At 63.3% G+C, this 19,679-nt stretch carries 20 protein-coding genes; 11 read left to right on the top strand and 9 right to left on the bottom strand.

All coding sequences use genetic code 11. From position 1 onward, the window contains the following. Positions 1-50: 50 nt before the first annotated feature. Both CWO89_RS22680 and CWO89_RS22675 read right to left on the bottom strand, forming a co-directional pair. The gene (locus CWO89_RS22680) at positions 51-605 is read right to left on the bottom strand and encodes an ActR/PrrA/RegA family redox response regulator transcription factor (RefSeq protein WP_027583039.1); all 555 of its coding nucleotides are present in this window, start codon (positions 603-605) and stop codon (positions 51-53) included. 105 nt (positions 606-710) lie between these two features. Continuing rightward, a complete protein-coding gene (locus CWO89_RS22675; protein WP_130580962.1) occupies positions 711-2,033 on the bottom strand; it encodes an ActS/PrrB/RegB family redox-sensitive histidine kinase in 1,323 nt (440 codons plus the stop codon). A gap of 196 nt (positions 2,034-2,229) precedes the next feature. On the opposite strand from CWO89_RS22675, the gene CWO89_RS22665 reads away from it, so the two are divergent. The 4 genes from CWO89_RS22665 to CWO89_RS22650 all read left to right on the top strand — a co-directional run bounded on the left by CWO89_RS22665 (position 2,230) and on the right by CWO89_RS22650 (position 6,332). After that, on the top strand, positions 2,230-3,024 hold the full coding sequence (locus CWO89_RS22665) for an ABC transporter ATP-binding protein (RefSeq protein ID WP_130580960.1): 795 nt from the start codon (positions 2,230-2,232) through the stop codon (positions 3,022-3,024). Then, positions 3,021-3,839, top strand: coding sequence for an ABC transporter permease (locus CWO89_RS22660; RefSeq protein WP_130580959.1), 819 nt, complete (start codon positions 3,021-3,023; stop codon positions 3,837-3,839). Before CWO89_RS22665 ends, CWO89_RS22660 begins: the two co-directional genes overlap by 4 nt. Before the next feature lie 126 nt (positions 3,840-3,965). Then, positions 3,966-5,294, top strand: a complete 1,329-nt coding sequence (locus tag CWO89_RS22655) for a polyhydroxyalkanoate depolymerase (RefSeq protein WP_130580958.1) — start codon at positions 3,966-3,968, stop codon at positions 5,292-5,294. 198 nt (positions 5,295-5,492) lie between these two features. Beyond that, complete coding sequence (locus CWO89_RS22650; protein ID WP_130580957.1) at positions 5,493-6,332, top strand: M48 family metallopeptidase; 840 nt, start codon at positions 5,493-5,495, stop codon at positions 6,330-6,332. A 217-nt stretch (positions 6,333-6,549) separates the two neighbouring features. Here the strand turns inward: CWO89_RS22650 and CWO89_RS22645 are convergent, their stop codons facing one another. Next, positions 6,550-8,775, bottom strand: a complete 2,226-nt coding sequence (locus CWO89_RS22645) for a transglycosylase domain-containing protein (RefSeq protein ID WP_130580956.1) — start codon at positions 8,773-8,775, stop codon at positions 6,550-6,552. A gap of 368 nt (positions 8,776-9,143) precedes the next feature. Here CWO89_RS22645 and CWO89_RS22640 point away from each other — a divergent pair, with 368 nt between their 5' ends. Then, positions 9,144-9,569 carry a DUF1330 domain-containing protein gene (locus CWO89_RS22640; RefSeq protein WP_130580955.1) on the top strand — a complete coding sequence of 142 codons (426 nt, stop codon included), beginning with the start codon at positions 9,144-9,146 and terminating at the stop codon, positions 9,567-9,569. 262 nt (positions 9,570-9,831) lie between these two features. Here the strand turns inward: CWO89_RS22640 and CWO89_RS22635 are convergent, their stop codons facing one another. Continuing rightward, positions 9,832-11,058 (bottom strand): ABC transporter substrate-binding protein, encoded by a 1,227-nt coding sequence (locus CWO89_RS22635; RefSeq protein WP_165421286.1) that lies wholly within the window; start codon positions 11,056-11,058, stop codon positions 9,832-9,834. 238 nt (positions 11,059-11,296) lie between these two features. Here CWO89_RS22635 and CWO89_RS22630 point away from each other — a divergent pair, with 238 nt between their 5' ends. Then, entirely contained in the window at positions 11,297-11,833 is a 537-nt protein-coding gene (locus CWO89_RS22630; protein ID WP_130580953.1) for a methylated-DNA--[protein]-cysteine S-methyltransferase, read from the top strand. Between the two features lies 1 nt (position 11,834). Here the strand turns inward: CWO89_RS22630 and CWO89_RS22625 are convergent, their stop codons facing one another. Then, the gene (locus CWO89_RS22625; RefSeq protein ID WP_130580952.1) at positions 11,835-12,314 is read right to left on the bottom strand and encodes a MaoC family dehydratase; all 480 of its coding nucleotides are present in this window, start codon (positions 12,312-12,314) and stop codon (positions 11,835-11,837) included. A 112-nt stretch (positions 12,315-12,426) separates the two neighbouring features. Here CWO89_RS22625 and CWO89_RS22620 point away from each other — a divergent pair, with 112 nt between their 5' ends. Beyond that, a complete protein-coding gene (locus CWO89_RS22620) occupies positions 12,427-13,341 on the top strand; it encodes a DMT family transporter (RefSeq protein ID WP_130580951.1) in 915 nt (304 codons plus the stop codon). Between the two features lie 63 nt (positions 13,342-13,404). Here the strand turns inward: CWO89_RS22620 and CWO89_RS22615 are convergent, their stop codons facing one another. The 4 genes from CWO89_RS22615 to CWO89_RS22600 form a co-directional block, all read right to left on the bottom strand. Beyond that, a complete protein-coding gene (locus tag CWO89_RS22615) occupies positions 13,405-14,001 on the bottom strand; it encodes a GNAT family N-acetyltransferase (RefSeq protein WP_130580950.1) in 597 nt (198 codons plus the stop codon). A gap of 167 nt (positions 14,002-14,168) precedes the next feature. Then, positions 14,169-14,441 carry a 50S ribosomal protein L27 gene (rpmA, locus tag CWO89_RS22610; RefSeq protein WP_027583052.1) on the bottom strand — a complete coding sequence of 91 codons (273 nt, stop codon included), beginning with the start codon at positions 14,439-14,441 and terminating at the stop codon, positions 14,169-14,171. Between the two features lie 123 nt (positions 14,442-14,564). Beyond that, entirely contained in the window at positions 14,565-14,948 is a 384-nt protein-coding gene (gene rplU, locus CWO89_RS22605) for a 50S ribosomal protein L21 (protein ID WP_130580949.1), read from the bottom strand. Between the two features lie 350 nt (positions 14,949-15,298). Further along, positions 15,299-15,814: a winged helix-turn-helix transcriptional regulator gene (locus CWO89_RS22600; protein WP_130580948.1), complete on the bottom strand. Its 516-nt coding sequence runs from the start codon at positions 15,812-15,814 to the stop codon at positions 15,299-15,301. Between the two features lie 192 nt (positions 15,815-16,006). On the opposite strand from CWO89_RS22600, the gene CWO89_RS22595 reads away from it, so the two are divergent. The 4 genes from CWO89_RS22595 to CWO89_RS22580 all read left to right on the top strand — a co-directional run. Next, positions 16,007-16,657 carry a 2-hydroxychromene-2-carboxylate isomerase gene (locus tag CWO89_RS22595; protein WP_130580947.1) on the top strand — a complete coding sequence of 217 codons (651 nt, stop codon included), beginning with the start codon at positions 16,007-16,009 and terminating at the stop codon, positions 16,655-16,657. 55 nt (positions 16,658-16,712) lie between these two features. After that, positions 16,713-18,269 (top strand): class I adenylate-forming enzyme family protein, encoded by a 1,557-nt coding sequence (locus CWO89_RS22590; protein WP_245476435.1) that lies wholly within the window; start codon positions 16,713-16,715, stop codon positions 18,267-18,269. A gap of 50 nt (positions 18,270-18,319) precedes the next feature. Beyond that, positions 18,320-19,057, top strand: coding sequence for an SDR family oxidoreductase (locus CWO89_RS22585; protein WP_130580946.1), 738 nt, complete (start codon positions 18,320-18,322; stop codon positions 19,055-19,057). Between the two features lie 21 nt (positions 19,058-19,078). Further along, a partial coding sequence (locus tag CWO89_RS22580; protein ID WP_130580945.1) for an enoyl-CoA hydratase-related protein occupies positions 19,079-19,679 on the top strand: 601 nt, incomplete at its 3' end.

Genomic DNA, 19,679 nt, shown 5'->3' with positions numbered 1-19,679 from the left:
CGCGAACGCGCGCCCCGTTGGCTTTGCCCACCCTACGAATTAGCCACAAACTATCGCGGCGCGCGCTTTGCCAGGATTCGCTGCAGCGTTCGGCGGTGCATGTTGAGGCGGCGCGCGGTTTCCGAGACGTTGCGATTGCACATCTCGTAGATGCGCTGGATGTGCTCCCAGCGTACGCGGTCGGCCGACATCGGGTTGGCCGGCGGTTCGGATTTCTCGGTGCCGCTCGCGAGCAATGCCGCGACGACATCGTCGGCGTCCGCGGGCTTCGAGAGATAGTCGATCGCGCCCATCTTCACCGCGGTCACGGCGGTGGCGATATTGCCGTAGCCGGTGAGCACGATCGCGCGCGCATCGGGGCGCTTGCGCTTCAATGCGGAGACGACGTCGAGGCCGTTGCCGTCGCCCAACCGCAGATCGACCACCGCAAACGCAGGCGCGGCCTTTCCGATCTGCGCCAGACCATCGGACACAGTATCGCAGGATGTCACGGTGAAGCCGCGGGTCTCCATGGCGCGCGACAGGCGCTCCAGGAACGGCTTGTCGTCCTCGACGATGAGCAATGAGCGGTCGGCTTGATCGTTCAGTTCGGCGATGGCGTTCACGGTTCTGCTATCCCTTCTCCAACACCAAAGATATGGCGTGTGACTGCGGCGATGCCAAGGCCACCCAAAACCGGCCGGTTAATGCGTCAAATTGTCGAATTGTGTTCAGCCCATCATTTCGTCGGCAGCTTCGCTCGTCTCGAACACGTCGCGCGGCCAGACGATCTGCACCACGGCGCCGTGATCGGGAAAGACGCGATTGGTGAAAGTGACCCTGGCGCCGGTGCGCTCCAGCAGGGTCCGCGCGATGAAAATGCCAAGACCAAGCCCCGCGCGGCCGTTTTGCGCCTCATCCGCGCTGCGGCGCCGCGACAAATAAGGCTCGCCGATCCGGTTCAGCATATCCGGAGCGATGCCGGGGCCGTCATCGGAAATGACGATTTCGACGGTCTCGGCATTCCACCAGGCATTCACCTCGACGGTCTGGTTGGCGAAATCCACCGCATTTTCCAGGATGTTGCCGACGCCATAGAGGATCGCGGGATTGCGGGCGCCGACCGGTTCCGTGGTGACTGCGACAGCAAGCCGCACCTTGATTGCAACGCCGAAATCGCGGTGCGGTGCAACCGCCTCCTCGATCAGCGTCGACAGTTTCATCCGGTCGAACGGCGCTCCGGTGGAGGAGAGCTGGGTGATCTTGCTCAGGATGTCGCGGCAGCGCTGCGCCTGCTCGCGCAGCGTCTTCAGGTCGGCAGCGAGCGGGCCGTCCTGCACCGTACGTTCCAGCTCGCGCGAGATCAGGAAGATGGTCGACAGCGGCGTGCCGAGCTCGTGCGCGGCCGCGGCGGCAAGTCCATCGAGCTGGGTCAGATGCTGCTCGCGCGCCAGCACCAGTTCGGTCGCGGCCAGCGCGTCCGAGAGCTTTCGCGTGTCCTCGGTGACCTGGAACGCATACAGGCTGGTGACACCGATCGCGAGCAGGATCGAGAGCCAGACGCCGAACAGGTAGATCGGCTGCAGCACCAGCGGATCGTCGGGGTCCCAGGGCAACGGAAAATGGAAGAACACCAGCGCCGACGCGCAGGCGACCGCGAGGCAGCCAAGCGCGATCGTCAGCCGGACCGGCAGCGCGGTGGCGGAAATCAGGACCGGCGCCAGGAACAGGAACGAGAACGGATTCTGTAGGCCGCCGGTCAGGAACAACAGGCCGGCAAGCTCGACGATATTGAGCGCGAGCAATGCCGCGGCATAGATCGGCTCCAGCCGCTGCATCGGGTTGAACGCGATCTGCAAGGCGAGATTGAGCAGCGCCGACAGCGCGATGATGGCGATGCAGGGGATGACGGGAACGTCGAATTCCAGACCCTGGGCGACGATGAAGATTGCGGCGAGCTGGCCAAGCGCGGCCAGCCAACGGAGCCGCAGAATCGTATCCAGACGGACATGGCGGCGTGGTTGGCGGAAATCTGAGGCGGCTACGTCGGTCATATCCTCACTTTAGCTACACGACAGCTCGATCACAAACGCGCGTGATCCGGCTGTGGCGGCGCCCGTCATGGCCGGGCTTGTCCCGGCCATCCACGTTCTTGCCGCAGGAAAGAGTAAGACGTGGATGCCCGGGACAAGCCCGGGCATGACGAGCTCCTTGCGCTCGGGGACCTGATGCCTCAATGAAACGGGTTGCATGAAGATCGAAGATACAATCTCGCGTAAGCCGCCAGCTTCCGATCCCGCAGCTTCGGCCGCGATCGATGTCGCGCATCTGGTGAAGGTCTACAAGGCCACCCGCGCGGTCGACGATGTCTCGTTTCGGATCGCGCGCGGCAGCATCACCGGGCTGCTCGGAGGCAACGGCGCCGGCAAGACCACGACGATCGCCATGATCATGGGCCTGGTGCTGCCGACCTCCGGCCGCATCCATGTGCTGGGCTTTCCGATGCCCGAACAGAGCGCCGAGGTGCTCGGGCGGATGAATTTCGAGAGCCCCTATGTCGACATGCCGATGCGGCTCACCGTGCGCCAGAACCTCACGATCTTCGGCCGGCTCTATGCCGTGCGGAATCTCGCAGACAGAATCGATCGACTCGCCTCCGACCTCGATCTGCGCGACTTCATCGACCGCGCCAACGGCAAGCTTTCCGCCGGCCAGAAGACGCGCGTGGCGCTCGCCAAGGCACTGATCAACGAACCTGACCTGTTGCTCCTGGACGAGCCGACCGCTTCGCTCGACCCTGACACCGCCGATTGGGTGCGGCAGCACCTGGAGAACTACCGCAAGAGCCATAACGCGACGATCCTGCTCGCTTCGCACAACATGCTGGAGGTGGAGCGGCTGTGCGACCGCGTCATCATCATGAAGCGCGGCAAGATCGAGGATGACGATAGTCCCGACCGGATCATGGCCCGCTACAACCGCGACACGCTGGAAGAGGTGTTCCTGGACGTCGCCCGCGGCCGCACCCGGGAGAGCGCGACATGAGCGGGATTGCCGTCCATCGCGGGCTGTCGCTCAACCGCATCAACGCGATGGTGCTGCGCTATTGGTATCTCTTGCTGTCGTCCTGGCCGCGACTATTGGAACTGGTCTACTGGCCGGCGCTGCAGATCATCACCTGGGGTTTCCTGCAGAACTACATTTCGCAGACCTCGGGCTTCTTCGCGCAGGCCGGCGGCACCCTGATCGGCGCCGTCATCCTGTGGGACATCCTGTTCCGCGGTCAGCTCGGCTTTTCGATCTCATTCCTGGAAGAGATGTGGGCGCGCAATCTCGGCAACCTCATGATGAGCCCGCTGAAGCCGATCGAGTTCCTGATCTCGCTGATGATCATGAGCCTGATCCGCCTCGCGATCGGCGTCGTTCCGATGACGCTGCTGGCGCTGTTCTTCTTCGGCTTCAACTTCTACGCCATCGGCCTGCCGCTGATCGCCTTCTTCTGCAACCTGATCTTCACGAGCTGGTCGGTCGGCATTTTCGCCTCCGGCCTCGTGCTGCGGAACGGGCTCGGCGCGGAGAGCATCGTCTGGACGCTGATGTTCGCGCTGATGCCGCTCGCCTGCATCTATTATCCCGTCAGCGTATTGCCGCCCTGGCTGCAGGTCGTCGCCTGGATGTTGCCGCCGACCTATGTGTTCGAGGGCATGCGGGCGCTCCTGATCGACCACGTCTTCCGCACTGAGCTGATGGTCGACGCCCTCGTCATCAACGCGGTGCTGCTTGTCGCGTCATTTGCGATCTTTCTTGCCCTTTTGCGCAGCGCCAAGCGCAACGGCTCGCTGCTCAGCGGAGGCGAGTAACCTTCACTTTCCCGTGGATTCCCGGTTGTTTAGGGCTTTTTCGGCCGTAGATGTAGTGACAGATGCATTGACGCTTTATTACGCATTCGACAGTATGCTGCGTCGCAAACAAGGATTTTGAAGCAAATGCCGATTGGTGAATTTGGCGGCGCCCCGCCGCTGGCGGCCGAAGGCAGTCCGGCGGTCACGACGCCACTGTACTGGATGTACGAGATGGCGCATTCGTCGCTGAACCCGGCGCGCGCGGTGACCGACGCCACCAAGATCCTGTTTCAGAATCCGCTCAATCCGTGGACGCATACCGAAGTCGGCAAATCCGTCGCCGCGGCCTGCGAGTTGTTCGAGCGCACCACCCGCCGCTACGGCAAGCCGGAATGGGGCCTCGACGAGACCGAGGTCAATGGCGTGCGTACGGCGGTTGAAGTCCGCACGGTCTGGGAAAAGCCGTTCTGCCGGCTGCTCTATTTCGATCGCAAGCTGACCCGGCCGCTGCGCAGCCCCCAGCCGCGCGTGCTGATCGTGGCGCCGATGTCCGGCCATTACGCGACGCTGCTGCGTGGCACGGTCGAAGCCTTCCTGCCGACCCACGAGGTCTACATCACCGATTGGGCCGATGCGCGCATGGTGCCGCTGTCCGAAGGCCGCTTCGATCTCGATGACTATGTCGATTACCTCATCGAGATGCTGCATGCGCTTGGCGGCAACATGCATGTCATCGCGGTCTGCCAGCCCTCGGTGCCCGTGGTGGTCGCGGTCTCCCTCATGGAAGCGCGGCGCGATCCCTTCGTGCCGCTGTCGATGACGCTGATGGGCGGTCCGATCGACACCCGCCGCAATCCGACCGCGGTCAACAACCTCGCCGCCGAACGCGGCATCGAATGGTTCCGCAACAACGTCATCACCAAGGTGCCGTTCCCGCATCCTGGCATGATGCGCGACGTCTATCCGGGATTCCTGCAGCTCAACGGCTTCATCAGCATGAATCTCGACCGCCACATGGATGCGCACAAGGCGCTGTTCGCCAATCTGGTGAAGGGCGACGGCGATCTCGTCGACAAGCACCGCGAATTCTATGACGAATATCTCGCGGTAATGGATCTGACCGCCGAGTATTATCTGCAGACCGTCGACCTCGTCTTCGTCAAGCACGCGCTGCCGAAGGGCGAGATGACTCATCGTGGCGAACTGGTCGTTCCCTCCAAGATCAGGCGCGTTGCGTTGATGACGGTGGAAGGCGAGAAGGACGACATCTCCGGCCTTGGCCAGACCGAAGCGACGCATGCTTTGTGCACGTCGATTCCCGATCATCGCCGTGTGCACTACGTGCAGAAGGGCGTCGGACACTATGGTGTGTTCAACGGCTCGCGTTTCCGTGCTGAAATCGTGCCGCGCATCTCCGATTTCATGGTTTCGTCGGCCAATACACGGCTTTCCCTGGTCGCGGCCGCTGAATAGCGGTGTGATCGAGCCCGATTTGGGTGGGTTTATAAGTCGCTGAATTGATTAAAAGAATCCGGATTCGGCGATCGTTCAAGGAATGAGTTTTGACTCGTTCCTTAGAGGGTGATTTCGGGCCGGGTCGGTCCAAATTTTTCGGGTTCCGACCCCACTATGTAGGGGTCAAATCGCGGGCAGCCTCTGTATATTGGGCAAATGATTTGTTTTTGCGCCGAGCGATTTCCCTGGCGGCGGATATGGCAGAATCCGGGCGAACTTCTCCTCCCCGGACTCTCAGAAATGGCCACTCGCGCGCTCCTCTATCGGCGGCCCGCCGAACCCTCGACTCTTCTCATCAAGCACGGCTCCCAATATTTCGCGATCAGGCTACGGCGGCATAGGCGCGCGCGTCGCTACACGCTTCGCATTCATCCAACTGACCGCGAAGCGATCCTCACGATGCCGCCGCGCGGCACCATCGCCGATGCGCGCGACTTCGCGCAGCTTCATGGCGGCTGGATCGCCGCGCGTCTTGGTCGCCTGCCGAAGGCGGCGCCGTTCCAACCCGGCACAGTGGTGCCGCTGCGCGGCGTGCCGCATCGGCTCGTGCATCGCGCCGGCGAGCGCGGCACGGTGTGGACCGAGATTCGTGACAGCGGCGAAAGGATTTTGTGCGTGGCCGGCGAGCCGGAGCACATGGACCGCCGCGTGCACGACTTCCTCAAGCGCGAAGCGCGCAAGGATTTGCACAAGGCGTCCTTGGCCTATGCGGCGGAACTCGGCGTGCGCGTGCGCCGCGTCTCGATCCGCGATCAATCGAGCCGCTGGGGTTCCTGCACCTCGCACGGATCGCTGTCGTTCTCCTGGCGCCTGATCCTCGCGCCGCCCTACGTGCTCGACTATCTCGCAGCGCATGAAGTCTCGCACTTGGTCGAGATGAATCACTCGCTGCGGTTCTGGAAGACCGTGGGCCGGATCTGCTCGTCGGTGGATCGCGCCAAGACCTGGCTCGACACCCACGGCAACGATCTGCATCGCTACGGTATCGAGGATTAGGGTTTCGACGTGTAGGATGGGTAGAGCGAAGCGAAACCCATCATCTTCTTCGCCGCAGCGGCCCAATTGATGGGTTTCGCTTTCGCTCTACCCATCCTACGAAAGCTCTGTAGCCCGGATGGAGCGAAGCGCAATCCGGGACGGTCTCAAACGTGGATCGAGCTGTCCCGGGTTACGCTTCGCTGCACCCGGGCTACGAGATCAGCGGGCTACGCAATCAGCGGCCGCCGAACAGGCGATCGACCAGCCAACCATCCAATCCCGCCGCAGCTTCCGGACGCGCACTGGGATTGGACGGCGTCGAGGCGCGCGTCGGCGTCGGCGGTGGGCGATACTGACCGGCGGAAGGAACGGGTGAGGGTGGTGCGAGCGACTGCGGCGATGGTGCGCTGACCTGGGACGAGGCTTGCATCAGGTTCGGCATGGCCCAGCCGACTTGCGCATTCGGCAGGCTCGCGACCGGCACGCCCTGATGCGCCGTGCGCATGAAGCGGCTCCACACCTCCACCGGCAGCCCGCCGCCGGTCGCCTTCTTGGTCGGCGAATTGTCGTCATTGCCGAGCCAGACGCCGGTGACGAGATTGGCGGTGTAGCCGATGAACCAGGCGTCGCGGAAATCCTGGCTGGTGCCGGTCTTGCCGGCGGCGGTCCAGCCGGGGATTTCCGCCTTGCGCGCGGTGCCGGAGATCAGCGTCTCCATCATCATCGTGTTCATCATCGCGACATAGCGCGGCTCGATCACCCGGGCGAGCTGGTCGGCTGGCCGAACGTAGAGCAGCTTGCCTCTATCGGTGCGGATCCTCGTCACCACGTGCGGCGAGACGGCGGTGCCGCCATTGGCAAAGGGCGCGTAGGCGCCGACCAGTTCGATCACCGAGACCTCGGAGGTGCCGAGCGCGATTGAGGGATTGGCGTCGAGCTTGGAGGAGATACCGAGCCGGTGCGCGGTCCGCACCACGTTCTTCGGGCCGACCTCGAGCCCGAGCCTGACCGCGACCGTGTTCAGCGACATCGCCAGCGCCTGCGTCAGCGTCACCGAGCCGAAATATTCGTGGGTGTAGTTCTCCGGCTTCCATCCCTTGATATCGAGCGGGGCGTCGGTGCGGATCGTTTCCGGCGTCAGCCCGGCCTCGACCGCGGTGAGATAGACGAACGGCTTGAAGGCCGAGCCGGGCTGGCGCTTGGCGGTCACCGCGCGGTTGAACTGGCTCTCGGCATAGTTCCTTCCGCCCACCATGGCGCGCACCGCGCCGTCGGGCGTCATCGCCACCAGCGCGCCCTGGGTCACGTTGAACTTGACGCTCTTGGCGGCAAGCTCGTCGATGATGGCGGCTTCGGCGACGTTCTGCAGCTTCGGATCGATCGTGGTCTCGACCGTGATGTTCTGGTCGATCTGGCCGACAAGGTCATCGAGCACTTCGCCGATCCAGTCGGCGACGTAGTTCACGGTGCCGGCGCCGGCCGGCTTCACGTTGTAGGAGGGATGGCCGATCGAGGCCTTCGCCTGCGCCTCGGTGATGAACTTGGCGTCCGCCATCGCTGACAGCACGATCTGCGCGCGCTGCTCGGCGCCTTCAGGATTGCGGTTCGGCGCCAGCCGCGACGGCGATTTGACGAGCCCTGCAAGCATCGCGGCTTCCGCCAAGGTCACGTTCTTCGCCGACTTGCCGAAATAGCGTTGCGCCGCGGCCTCCACGCCATAGGCGCCGGAGCCGAAATAGACGCGGTTGAGATAGAGCTCCAAGATATCGTTCTTGGAATGCTTGCGCTCCAGCCAGATCGCGAGCTCGGCCTCCTGCAGCTTGCGCTGCATGGTGCGTTCCTGGGTGAGGAACAGGTTCTTGGCGAGCTGCTGGGTCAACGTCGAGCCGCCCTGCGACACGCCGCGACGCAGGAGATTGGTCACCGCTGCGCGCGCGATGCCGATCGGGTCGACGCCATAATGCGAGTAGAAGCGGCGGTCCTCGATGGCGATGAAGGCTTTCGGCAGGTATGGCGGCAGGTCCTTCAGCGCGACATTGGCGCCGGCCATTTCGCCGCGCTGCGCCAGCACGCTGCCGTCCATGCCGACGATCTGGATCGTCGGCGGCCGCTTGGGGATTTCGAGCGATTGGATCGGCGGCAGATGCGCGCCGACCCAGACCACCACGCCGACGACCGCAATCGCCGCCCACAGGCCGAGCACGACGCCCCAATAGAAGATGCGGCCGATCGAAGAGCCGCCGCGCGATTTCCGCCGTTTCCCGCCACTCGAAGCGGGCTTGCGCTCGCGCGGCGGTTCCGCACCGGCGTCACTGCTGCTGCGCTGCTTGGCGGATTTCTTCGGTCTGTCTTCGGGATTGGGGATGCGGTCGGCCGGCGAGAGCCGCAAATCGGCGAGCGCGGCCGGAAGCCCGAATAGCGGCTCCTTGCGCCCGCCGCTCTTTTTCTTTCCCCACGCCATCCAAAAACGCTGCTCACACCACGTTCCGCCGCACGCTAGCGTTCCCGGTTTAAGGCCCGGTTACGCAAAGCTTAACGCGGGATTAGGAGGTGAGGCAGCGCCACGTCGAACGAAGCCGTAGGGTGGGCAAAGCGAAGCGTGCCCACCTTTTGCGAGCGGAGTGCTTGATGGTGGGCACGCTGCGCTTTGCCCACCCTACGCATCCCAATGCCGGGTTAGTAGGTGAGGCAGCGCGTGATAAAGATTGCGGAACCGAGCGTAGCGTTTTCAAGCGAAGTGGACACCGGTTCGCATAGCAATCAAGTTTACGCAGATTGCGTGGACTTATCTGCGCAGAAAACGCGTCAAGACAAGAAGGGAGAACCAAAATGGGCCATATCGATCCGACCAAGGAAGTCTTCGCGCAGTTCAGGGAGAACGATCGGCCGGGGCCGATCCACATGCTCAATCTGGTTCGCCTGCGCGAATGGGCCGCCTATCCCGACGGCCGCAAGGCCACGGGCGCGGAAGCCTATGCGGCTTACGGCCGCGAGAGCGGACCGGTGTTCGAGCGGCTCGGCGGCCGCATCGTCTGGCAGGGCCGTTTCGAACTGATGCTGATCGGGCCGCAGGAGGAACGTTGGGACCATTGCTTCATCGCCGAATACCCAAGCGTCGCCGCCTTCGTCGAGATGATCCGCGATCCCGTCTATCGCGAAGCAGTGAAGCACCGCCAGGCCGCAGTGGAGGATTCGCGACTGATCCGCCACGCCGTGCTCCCGGTCGGCAAGACGTTCGGAGAGATTCCGAAGTAAGCCACCAAGCCGTAGGGTGGGCAAAGCGAAGCGTGCCCACCTTTCTTGCACCGACCGTGGATGGTGGGCACGCTGCGCTTTGCCCACCCTACGCAGCTCCCGTCATTGCGAGCGCAAGCGAAGCAATCTATCTCTCCACTTGCGGAGGCATGGATTGCTTCGCTGCGCTCGCAATGACGTTGAGAAAGCGCGCCACTATAACGTTCAAAACGAAATCGGCGGCCCGAAGGCCGCCGATCGTTTGTCTTGCGATGCTCGCTGACTAGCCCGCCGGGCCGGCGTCCTCGAGGATCGGGCCGAACAGCTCCCAGCGCTCGCCGTTGAAGCGCATCATCTGGAGCTGCTTGTTGACGCGGTAATCGGTCGGCGAGGTGTTGGCGACGATGCCGGGCAGCGAGAGGTCGAGCTGCACGTTCTTGAGGCTGGAGGCCTGCTTCATCACGTTCTCGCGCGTGAGATTGTCGCCGGACTCCTTGAGCACATGGATCAGGAGCTGAGCGGTCGAGTAGCCATAGGTGTTGAAGTTCGAATCCTTGTCGCCTTCCGGATAGTACTTGGCCATGAACTCGAAATACTTCTTCATGCCGGCATCATCCTTCCAGGTCGGATCGAGCGGATCCTTGCCGTAGTTGACGCTGATCACGCCCTTGGCGGCCTCGAGGCCTGCGGGCTTCATCACCGCGCCGACCGAGGTCGCGTTGATGTCGACGATCTGCACCGGCTTCCAGCCGAGCTCGGCGATCTTCTTGATCGCCTGCGCCGCCTGCTTCGGCGTGGTGGCGCTGAAGAACAGGTCCGCGCCGGCATCCTTGATCTTGAGAATCTGCGAATCCACGGTCGGATCTGACACTTCATAGGAGGCTTCCGCCACCACCATGCTGGCCGCCTTGTCGGCGAGGCCGGCCTTGATGCCGTTCAGGTAATCTTTGCCGAGGTCGTCGTTCTGATAGAGGATGCCGATCTTGGCGGTCGGATGGTTCTTCAGGATGTACTGGCCGTAGATCCGGCCCTCGACGAAGTAGTTCGGGTTGAAGCCCATCGTCCACGGGAAATTCTTCGGGTCGGTGAACTTCGAGGCGCCGGTCGCGGCGAATAGTTGCGGCACCTTCTTGGAGTTGAGATATTTCTGGACCGCCGCATTGGATGGTGTGCCGACGATCTGGAAGGTCAGAAGCACCTCGTCGCTTTCGACCAGCTTGCGCGCCTGTTCGACCGCCTTCGGCGGCGAATAGGCATCGTCATACTGGATCAGGTTGATCTTGCGCCCGTTCACGCCGCCCTGGTCGTTGATCATCTTCATATAGGCGGCCTGGGTCTTGCCGATCGAGGCATAGGCCGATGCAGGACCGGAGAACGGCACGGTCTGGCCGACCTTGATCTCGCTGTCGCTGGCGCCGGGGTCGTATTTCTTCTGGGCATTGGCCGCTGAAACCGACAGCGCGAATGCCAGCGCCGTCCCTGTGACCAGATGCAAAAACCCGTTCCTCATTCGCAGCTTCCTCATGTGATTGTGCCGATGATCTTCTCCGCTGGACTTCAAGGTCCGCCGGATGCCATCGCTAGCGACGATAGTGGAGGAACCGTTGCTGCAATGCAAGGTGGAGTCGGGCCGAAAAGCCGAGCGATATCAGTCGACCAAAGTAGGGTGCGGGCCCAACCCCGGAAATCGGGTGGACGCTGGCACGCCGCGCAGGGAAGATGCCGGCGCTCAGCTATCCGGGATGAAGATGCCTGTTCGCGACAAACTCACGAAGCCGGCCACAACGTTCGGTCTGGATCGGGTGGAAACGCCGATCGGGATAGCTTTGCTGGTCACCGATGACGACGGCGTGCTCCGCGCGCTGGATTGGGAGGACTATGAGGCGCGGATGAACGAGCTGCTGCGCCTGCATTATGGCGCGGTGGCCCTGAAACAGGCGCGTGCGCCGAAGGATATCCGCGCTGCGCTGTCTGAATATTTCAAGGGCGATCTCGATCGCCTCGGCAGCATCCAGTGGCGCGTCGCCGGCACGGCGTTCCAAAACAAGGTCTGGACCGCGCTGGCGAAGATCCCCGTGGGCACGACGATGAGCTACGGTGCGATGGCGGCAAAGCTCGGCGCGCCCAACGCCCAGCGCGCGGTCGGCCACGCTAACGGCTCGAACCCGATCAGCGTCGTGCTGCCCTGCCATCGCCTGATCGGCGCCAACGGCGCGCTGGTCAAATATGGCGGCGGGTTGGAGCGCAAGCGCTGGCTGCTCGCGCACGAAGGTGTATCTCTTTAGATTAAGCCGGCCGCCGTCGGATGAAGAATTTCTGCATCCCCTCGAGCACCAATTCGCGGCGCTGGTTGAACACGGTGGAGCGCAGTGTCACGACGCCGGTGGTGCGGCCGGGCACAAGCTCGGTCACTTCAAGCGCGGGATAGTTGGTGTCGCCGGCATAGACCGGCTTCAAGAAGCGGCTCGACTGTTCGAGAAAGCCGATCATGGATTCCTCGACAATGAACGGAAACAGCCCGGCGCCGGGCGCGGTGTGGATCAGGGTCTGGAAGCCGTGCGCGAGCAGGTGTGGCATGCCGCGGGCGCGGCAATATTCGATGTCATAGTGGATCGGATGGGTATCGCCGCTTGCGGTCTGGAACGCCGCGAACACAGCCTCCGTCTGGGTCCGGCTCGGGATCACAAAGCGCTCGCCCAATGTGAAATCTTCGAACCAGCGCTGTGCTTGCACCATGCGGTGTTGGGCGGGGTCGAAGTCAGTCATATCAGGGCTTTCCTCGGCAGAATTGTTTTGTGATGTATCGGTATCGCAGCGATGTTGATGCGGCAATCGATTCCGCCTAATCCGGCCATGACGAGAAGCATCCCAGTCATCCATGACCCTGTTCGCAAAACTCTCCGCCTATGATGATCGCTCCGCCCGGCTTGCCGGCATCGGGCTGATGCTGCTGTCGATCTTCATGTTCTCGTTCGGCGATGCGATGGGGAAATTCCTTGTCGCGACCTATTCGGTCGGACAGTTGTTGTGGCTGCGCGCCTGTGCGGCACTGGCCGTGCTGCTGCCGATCATCTGGAAGCAGCGCGCGGCGTTCTTCCCACTCGAGCGTCCCTGGCTGCAATTGCTGCGGGTGACGCTGTCGACGCTCGAGGTCGCCGCCTTCTTCCTTGCGACCGTCTACCTGCCGCTCGCCGACGTCATCACCTATTATCTTGCCGGTCCGATCTTCGTCACCGCGCTGTCGGGCCTGGTGCTGGGCGAACAGATCGGCTGGCGGCGCTGGAGCGCGATCCTGGTCGGCTTCTGCGGCGTATTGATCGCGCTCAGGCCGTCAGCGCAAACCGTGAGCTTGCCGGCGATGATCGCGCTCGGCGGCAGCATGTCGTTCGCGGTCCTGATGCTGATCACGCGCTCGCTGCGCGCAACGCCCGATATCGTGCTGACCTCGTCGCAGTTCTGCGGCACATTCCTGCTCGGCGCCGTGCTGTCGCCATTCGGCTGGGTGACGCCGGATGCCGGCAGCCTCGCTATCTTCTTCGTCGCCGGCCTGATCTCGGTCGCCGCGCTGCTCTGCGTCAACCGCTCGCTGAAGCTGGCGCCGGCAAGCGTGGTGGTGCCCTACCAATATTCGATGATCGTCTGGGCGGTGATCTTCGGCTTCGTCGTGTGGGGTGACGTGCCGTCCTGGGCCACCATTGTGGGGGCTGCGATCATCATCGGCGCCGGGCTCTACATCTTCCTGCGCGAGCAGAAGCTGGGGCGGGAAGAGCCGGTGGTGAGCCCGCCGGTGTAGCCCTAAGGATGCTGTGACGTAGGTGGGCAAAGCGAAGCGTGCCCACCCTACGCCGTCTGCGTGTTATCGATCCCGCCGCAACGATGAGCCCCAGCTCTTCAGCGACGACCAGACGCCGCGCGACAGGCGGAAGCAGTCGACCGGGGTGGAGGAGCCGAGCGCCTCGAAGCGGTGCAGCTCGACGCCACTCCACTGGAAGCCGCACTTCTCCAGGATGTTGCGCGACGACGGGTTGGCGACGCGGGCGCCGGAAAACAGATAGTCGTGGTCGAATTCCTCGAAGAAGTAGTCGATCACCGCGCGCGCCGCCTCGGTGCCAAAGCCCTGGCCCCAATGCTCGACGCCGAGCCAGTAGCCGAGCTCCGGCGCATCAGGCTCGCGCCAGTTGATGCCGACCATGCCGACCGGCGCGGAGCTGTTCTCGATCAGGAACACGGTCTCGCCGCCTCCGCCGGCAGTCGCACGCACGAATTCGACCGCATGCTCGTTCAGATAGGGATGCGGCAGGCGGCGGGTGTTCTCTGCAATGCGACGATCATTGGCGAGATGCGCAATTGCTTTTACGTCCGCGAGCGTCGGCTTGCGCAAGGTCAGCCGTTCGGTCTCGAGGACGCAACCTCTCGACTCGCGCAATATCGGGGTCGGGATATCCTGCAGCATGTCGGGCTCCTGTGATGCGATAACGGTACGCTACGCTTCGATCCTTGCGCGTGGCCCCACATGGGACACGCGCAACAGAAAAGGGGAGGCCGGTATCCCGCCTCCCCTGGAGCCTCTTAGAGCCCCGCCGGTTCAACAGGATCCGGCGGACTCATATCGTCCACCGTCTATTCGGCTGCAGCCTCGAGCACCGGAATTACCGATACGAAGGTGCGGCCATTGCCTTTGGCGCGGAACTCCACACGACCTTCGACCTTGGCGAACAGGGTATGATCGGTTCCCATGCCGACATTAAGGCCCGGATGCCAGGTGGTGCCGCGCTGACGCGCGATGATGTTACCGGGAATCACGAGCTCGCCACCGAACGCTTTGACGCCAAGGCGTTTGCCTTTGGAATCACGTCCGTTTCGCGATGAACCGCCTGCTTTTTTGTGAGCCATAGCTCGTCTCCAACTGCAGTAATTCTCTAGATCAATTCCTTGACGGAATCATTTCACTTTTTGTCACGCTTCAACTTTTGATACGTGACAATCACATTTCTCTAACGTCGCGTTCTTGAAGGCTTATGCAGCATCCTCAGTGGGCGCTGCAGCAATCTTTTCCTTCTTCGGCCGCGGGCCGATCGTCGGCTTCGCGTTGTCGGTCAGGATCTCGGTGATCCTCAGCACCGTCAGCTCATCGCGATAGCCGCGCTTGCGGCGCGAATTCTTGCGGCGGCGCTTCTTGAACGCGATCACCTTCGGACCGCGCTTGTGCTGCAGCACCTCGGCTGCCACCGAAGCGCCGGCCACCGTCGGCACGCCCAGGATCGGCGTTTCGCCGCCGACCACCAGAACTTCGCCAAGTTGCACGATCGTGCCGACATCGCCGGCGATCTTGCCAATCTCGAGAACATCATCCGGAACGACGCGGTACTGCCGGCCGCCGGTTTTGATGACTGCGAACATCGTTTTATTCCTTCGTGTTCGATCCCGTCCTCGGGGTATCCCCCGGGCCGGCTTCTTGTTCAGTCGCTATGGGTTACGATTTTCGCGCGGCGCGGGGACGTGCCCCGGAATTCACGCAAAAACAAACGGCGCGAGAAATCCCACGCCGGATTGGCCGCCATTATAGCGGCCAAGCGCCAGGAGTCAAGGCAAACGGGCCGAAAACCGGCCCAAAATGAAGGATTTGGAGCGATTTTAGCCCGGTTCGAGCCAGGTTTCCGGCCCGTAGCCCGGGTGGAGCGCAGCGCAACCCGGGTTAACCACCGGCCCCGGGTTACGCGTTCCGCTCCACCCGGGCTACCGCGCCCCAGTCAGCTCTCGGTCTTGGCCTTCGCCTTCGGATCATCCGCCGCCATGGCGTGCACCGGCGAGGTCTGGCGGGCGCCGGGGCCTGGATGCACATGGACGGCCTTGGCCGACAGCGGCTCGCCGCATTCCGAGCAGACCATCACGGGGTCGAACATGTGTCCGCAGTTCTTGTGCTGATGCAGCATCGGGCGGCCGCGCGAGTCCACCATGTGGATGTTGCCCCAGTGCACGATCGACATGATGATCGGATAGAGGTCGAGGCCCTTCTGCGTCAGGATGTATTCGTAGCGCTTCGGCGATTCCTGGTACGGAATCCGGCGCAGCACGCCGAAGCGCACCAGCTTCTTCAGCCGCTCGGCGAGCAGATGGCGGGTGATGCCGAGCGAGGACTGGAACGCCTCGAACCTGCGCTTGCGAAGAAAGCACTCGCGCAGGATCAGCAGGCTCCAGCGGTCGCCGATCACGGCCACCGTGCGGGCCAGTGAGCACGGCTCCTCTTCAAGCGTGTCCCATTTCATCAATGTCTCCAGTCACCTGCGGTCCGCGAAGCAGGTTTCATTCTAATTCGGCACTGAGGCCTGTTCAACCGTTTGTGCGCTGCCCGTTACCGCAGGGCGCAATCCGCTATTGACAGTTCTAAAATAGAACTTTAAAGCCGGGATCGCAACCGATGGCGGCGACGGGCCGCTCCGCACAAGGAAAGGCAATCGATGGCTGCTCCGCTCAAGGTCGAGTTTCATTTCGATTTCGGCAGCCCGAACGCCTATCTCGCCGAGCTTGTCCTGCCGGGAATCGAACAGCGCACCGGCGTGAAGTTCGACTACGTCCCGGTGCTGCTCGGCGGCGTCTACAAGGCGACCGGCAACATGTCGCCGTTCGACTCGCTGCGCGGGATCAAGAACAAGGCCGAATACAACGCGCTGGAAACCGAGCGCTTCCTGCGGCGCCACCACATCACGAAATTCAAGTCGAACCCGTTCTTCCCGGTGAACACCCTGATGCTGATGCGCGGCGTGATCGCCGCGGAGCTCGAGGGATTATTCGAGTCCTATTTCCGCGCCGCCTACCACCACATGTGGGTCGAGCCGAAGAAGATGGATGATCCGCAGGTCTTCCGCGCCGCGTTCCTCTCGTCCGGCGTCGATATCGATCGTGTGATCGCCCGCATCCAGCAGGGTGACGTCAAGAAGAAGCTGATCGAGAACACAGAGAACGCGGTGGCACGCGGCGAGTTCGGCTCGCCGACCTTCTTCGTCGGCGACGAGATGTTCTTCGGCAAGGATCGCCTGCGCGAGGTCGAGGAAGAGATCGTCGCGCAGCTTGCGGCAGCGAAAGGCTGCGCGAGACGGCAGGGAATCTGAGCAAACCAATTCGCGACAAGACCCGAGACAAGGGGCGCGGCGGCGGGAGGTGGCATTGACGATATTGGAGCAGGCGGCCCCGGCGGCCGAAATTCTGGCAAATCTGCCGAACCGGATTCATGAAGTGATCGACCGGCATGTCGCGGCGACGCCGGATCGCACGGCGCTGATCGATGACGGCGGCAGCCTCACCTATCGCGAACTCGACCGCGCTATCGGCGGCACCGCGGACGCACTGCGTGCGCTCGGCGTCCGCGCCGGCGACCGCATCATGATCGTCAGCGAGAATGCGATCCCGCTCGCCTGCCTTCTGTTCGCCGCGAGCCGGCTCGATGCTTGGGCGATCGTGGTCAATCCGCGCCTGTCGCCGCGCGAACTGGAGCAGATCCAGGATCACAGCGGCACGCGTCGCGCCTTCTTCACCACCGACGTCTCCAAGGAAGCAGCCGCGCATGCCGCGCGCTACGGCGCACCGGTGCAGGATGTTGGACCGCTCTATGGCATCGGCGTTTCCGCGCTGAATGAGGCGACCTCGCCCGAGCCGGTCAAAGCCGACGGCGCCAACCAGGTCGCGGTCCTCATCTACACCTCGGGCACCACGGGTACGCCGAAGGGCGTGATGCTGACGCACCGCAATCTCCTGTTCAGCGCCCAGACCACCGCGGCGCTGCGCAATATGACGTCGGACGACGTGCAATATTGCGTGCTGCCGATCTCGCACATCGTCGGCATCTCCTTGTTGACGATGACGCTGATGACCGGCGCCACCGTCCGCCTGGTCGCGAAGTATGATCCGGCGGCGCTGGTGCAGGCGATGGCGGAGGAAGGCATCACGATCCTGAACGGCGTTCCCGCCACCTATCAGCGCCTGCTCGAATACAAGCGGACGACAGGTCTCTCGAAGTTGAACCGCGGCGCGCTGCGCCTGATCTCGGTCGCGGGCGCGCCGCTCGACCTCGACCTGAAATCGCGGGTCGAGCAGGAGCTCGGGCTGCCTTTGCTCAACGGGTATGGCATCACGGAATGCTCGCCCGGAATTTCCGGCGTCCGGCCGGAGACGCCGCGAGCCGACCATGCGGTCGGCACGCTGATGCCCGGTCTCGAGGCCAGGATCGTCGGCCGGGATGGCAAGCTCGTTGCGAGCGGCGCGGTTGGCGAGCTCCATGTCCGCGGCGCCAACGTCATGCGCGGCTATTACCGCGCACCCGATCTCACCGCGAAGGCGATCGATCCCGATGGCTGGTTCAACACCGGCGATCTCGCGCGCTTCGAGGGCGACTGCCTCTATATCGTCGGCCGCACCAAGGAGATGATCATCCGCTCCGGCTTCAACGTCTATCCGGCCGAGATCGAGGCCGTGCTCTCGACCCATGACGCCGTGGTGCAGTGCGCCGTGGTGGGGCGGCCGGTCGAGGGCAATGAGGAAGTGGTCGCCTTCGTCCAGTTGCTCAAGGGCTCCAAGGCGACGGCGCAGGACCTGATGGCCCATGTCGCGCCGCAGCTCACCTCCTACAAGCGGCCGTCGGAGATCATCCTGCTCGAGGCGCTGCCCGCGACCTCGACCGGCAAGATATTGAAGCACAAACTGGCGGAGTCGCTACGCACGTCCTGAGCGCGCGCAGCGACATCAATTCATTTCCAATCAGCAGTCGGGAGAGACCAATGCAGAAGAGAAATGCGACGGCGGCGGTCATCGGGGCCGGCGATTATATCGGCGGCGAGATCGCCAAGAAATTTGCATCCGAAGGGTTCACGATCTTCGCCGGACGACGGAATGGCGCCAAGCTCGAGCCGCTGGTGAAGGATATCGAGGCGGCTGGCGGCGAGATTCATGCCCGCTCGCTCGATGCGCGGAAGGAGGAGGAGATCATCTCCTTCCTCAACGATGCCGACAAGCACGCGCCGCTGGAGGTCTGCATCTTCAACATCGGCGCCAACGTCAATTTCCCGATCCTGGAGACCACCGAGCGCGTGTTCCGCAAGGTCTGGGAGATGGCCTGCTATTCCGGCTTCCTCGCAGGCCGCGAGGCAGCGCGGCTGATGCTGCCGCGGGGCCAGGGCAACATCTTCTTCACCGGCGCCACCGCATCCTTGCGCGGCGGGCCGGGTTATGCGGCCTTCGCCAGCGCCAAGTTCGGCCTGCGTGCGGTGGCGCAGGCGATGGCGCGCGAGCTCGGTCCGAAGAACATCCACGTTGCCCATCTCATCATCGATTCCGGCGTCGACACCGAATGGGTGCGGCAGCGGCGCATCGAAGCCCTTGGCCCCAACGCGCTCGACGATCCCGATCTGTTGATGCCGCCGGCGTCAGTCGCGGCTTCCTATTGGCAACTCTACCAGCAGCCGAAGAGCGCCTGGACATTCGAATTGGAAATCCGCCCGTTCGGCGAGAAGTGGTAACGGCGAGCCGGAGAGCAAATCATGAGCGAGCATGTCAAGACCGAGATCGCCGACGGCGTGATGACGGTGACGTTGCAGCGTCCCGAGAAGAAGAACGCGCTCACGACGGCCATGTATGACGCGATGTCGGACGCGCTCGACCGCGCCGAGAGCGACGGCTCGGTCCGGGTGATCCTGTTCCAGGGCGACGGCGACAGCTTTACGGCGGGCAACGACCTCGCCGATTTCGCCAGCCAGGCCCGCGACGGCAGCAACGCCGTCGAGGGCGGCGCGCATCGCTTCATCGATACCATCGGCAAGGCCAGGAAGCCGCTGGTCGCTGCCGTGCAGGGTAATGCCGTCGGCGTCGGCACCACGATGCTATTGCATTGCGACCTCGTCTATCTCGCCGACAATGCGCGGCTGATCACGCCGTTCGTCAATCTGGCGCTGGTGCCGGAAGCAGCCTCGAGCTTCCTGTTGCCGCTCCGGATCGGCCATGCGCGGGCGTATGCGATGTTCGCGCTCGGCGAGCCGATGGAGGCATCAGCGGCGCTGGCCTGCGGGCTCGCGAATGCCGTGGTGCCGCCATCAGAGCTGCGCAAGAAGGCGCGCGATGCCGCGATCGCGCTGACCAAGCGGC

This window comes from Bradyrhizobium sp. Leo170 (assembly GCF_004296405.1).
In the GTDB taxonomy this organism is placed as follows: domain Bacteria; phylum Pseudomonadota; class Alphaproteobacteria; order Rhizobiales; family Xanthobacteraceae; genus Bradyrhizobium.
This window is presented reverse-complemented; position numbering and strand designations above follow the sequence as displayed.

Bases quoted from the DNA above. Each gene is read 5' to 3' on its own strand.
- CWO89_RS22675 (WP_130580962.1), bottom strand. From the start codon at position 2,033: ATGACCGACGTAGCCGCCTCAGATTTCCGCCAACCACGCCGCCATGTC.
- CWO89_RS22665 (WP_130580960.1), top strand. From the start codon at position 2,230: ATGAAGATCGAAGATACAATCTCGCGTAAGCCGCCAGCTTCCGATCCC.
- CWO89_RS22660 (WP_130580959.1), top strand. From the start codon at position 3,021: ATGAGCGGGATTGCCGTCCATCGCGGGCTGTCGCTCAACCGCATCAAC.
- CWO89_RS22655 (WP_130580958.1), top strand. From the start codon at position 3,966: ATGCCGATTGGTGAATTTGGCGGCGCCCCGCCGCTGGCGGCCGAAGGC.
- CWO89_RS22650 (WP_130580957.1), top strand. From the start codon at position 5,493: ATGATTTGTTTTTGCGCCGAGCGATTTCCCTGGCGGCGGATATGGCAG.
- CWO89_RS22645 (WP_130580956.1), bottom strand. From the start codon at position 8,775: ATGGCGTGGGGAAAGAAAAAGAGCGGCGGGCGCAAGGAGCCGCTATTC.
- CWO89_RS22640 (WP_130580955.1), top strand. From the start codon at position 9,144: ATGGGCCATATCGATCCGACCAAGGAAGTCTTCGCGCAGTTCAGGGAG.
- CWO89_RS22635 (WP_165421286.1), bottom strand. From the start codon at position 11,058: ATGAGGAACGGGTTTTTGCATCTGGTCACAGGGACGGCGCTGGCATTC.
- CWO89_RS22630 (WP_130580953.1), top strand. From the start codon at position 11,297: ATGCCTGTTCGCGACAAACTCACGAAGCCGGCCACAACGTTCGGTCTG.
- CWO89_RS22625 (WP_130580952.1), bottom strand. From the start codon at position 12,314: ATGACTGACTTCGACCCCGCCCAACACCGCATGGTGCAAGCACAGCGC.
- CWO89_RS22620 (WP_130580951.1), top strand. From the start codon at position 12,427: ATGACCCTGTTCGCAAAACTCTCCGCCTATGATGATCGCTCCGCCCGG.
- CWO89_RS22615 (WP_130580950.1), bottom strand. From the start codon at position 14,001: ATGCTGCAGGATATCCCGACCCCGATATTGCGCGAGTCGAGAGGTTGC.
- rpmA (WP_027583052.1), bottom strand. From the start codon at position 14,441: ATGGCTCACAAAAAAGCAGGCGGTTCATCGCGAAACGGACGTGATTCC.
- rplU (WP_130580949.1), bottom strand. From the start codon at position 14,948: ATGTTCGCAGTCATCAAAACCGGCGGCCGGCAGTACCGCGTCGTTCCG.
- CWO89_RS22600 (WP_130580948.1), bottom strand. From the start codon at position 15,814: ATGAAATGGGACACGCTTGAAGAGGAGCCGTGCTCACTGGCCCGCACG.
- CWO89_RS22595 (WP_130580947.1), top strand. From the start codon at position 16,007: ATGGCTGCTCCGCTCAAGGTCGAGTTTCATTTCGATTTCGGCAGCCCG.
- CWO89_RS22585 (WP_130580946.1), top strand. From the start codon at position 18,320: ATGCAGAAGAGAAATGCGACGGCGGCGGTCATCGGGGCCGGCGATTAT.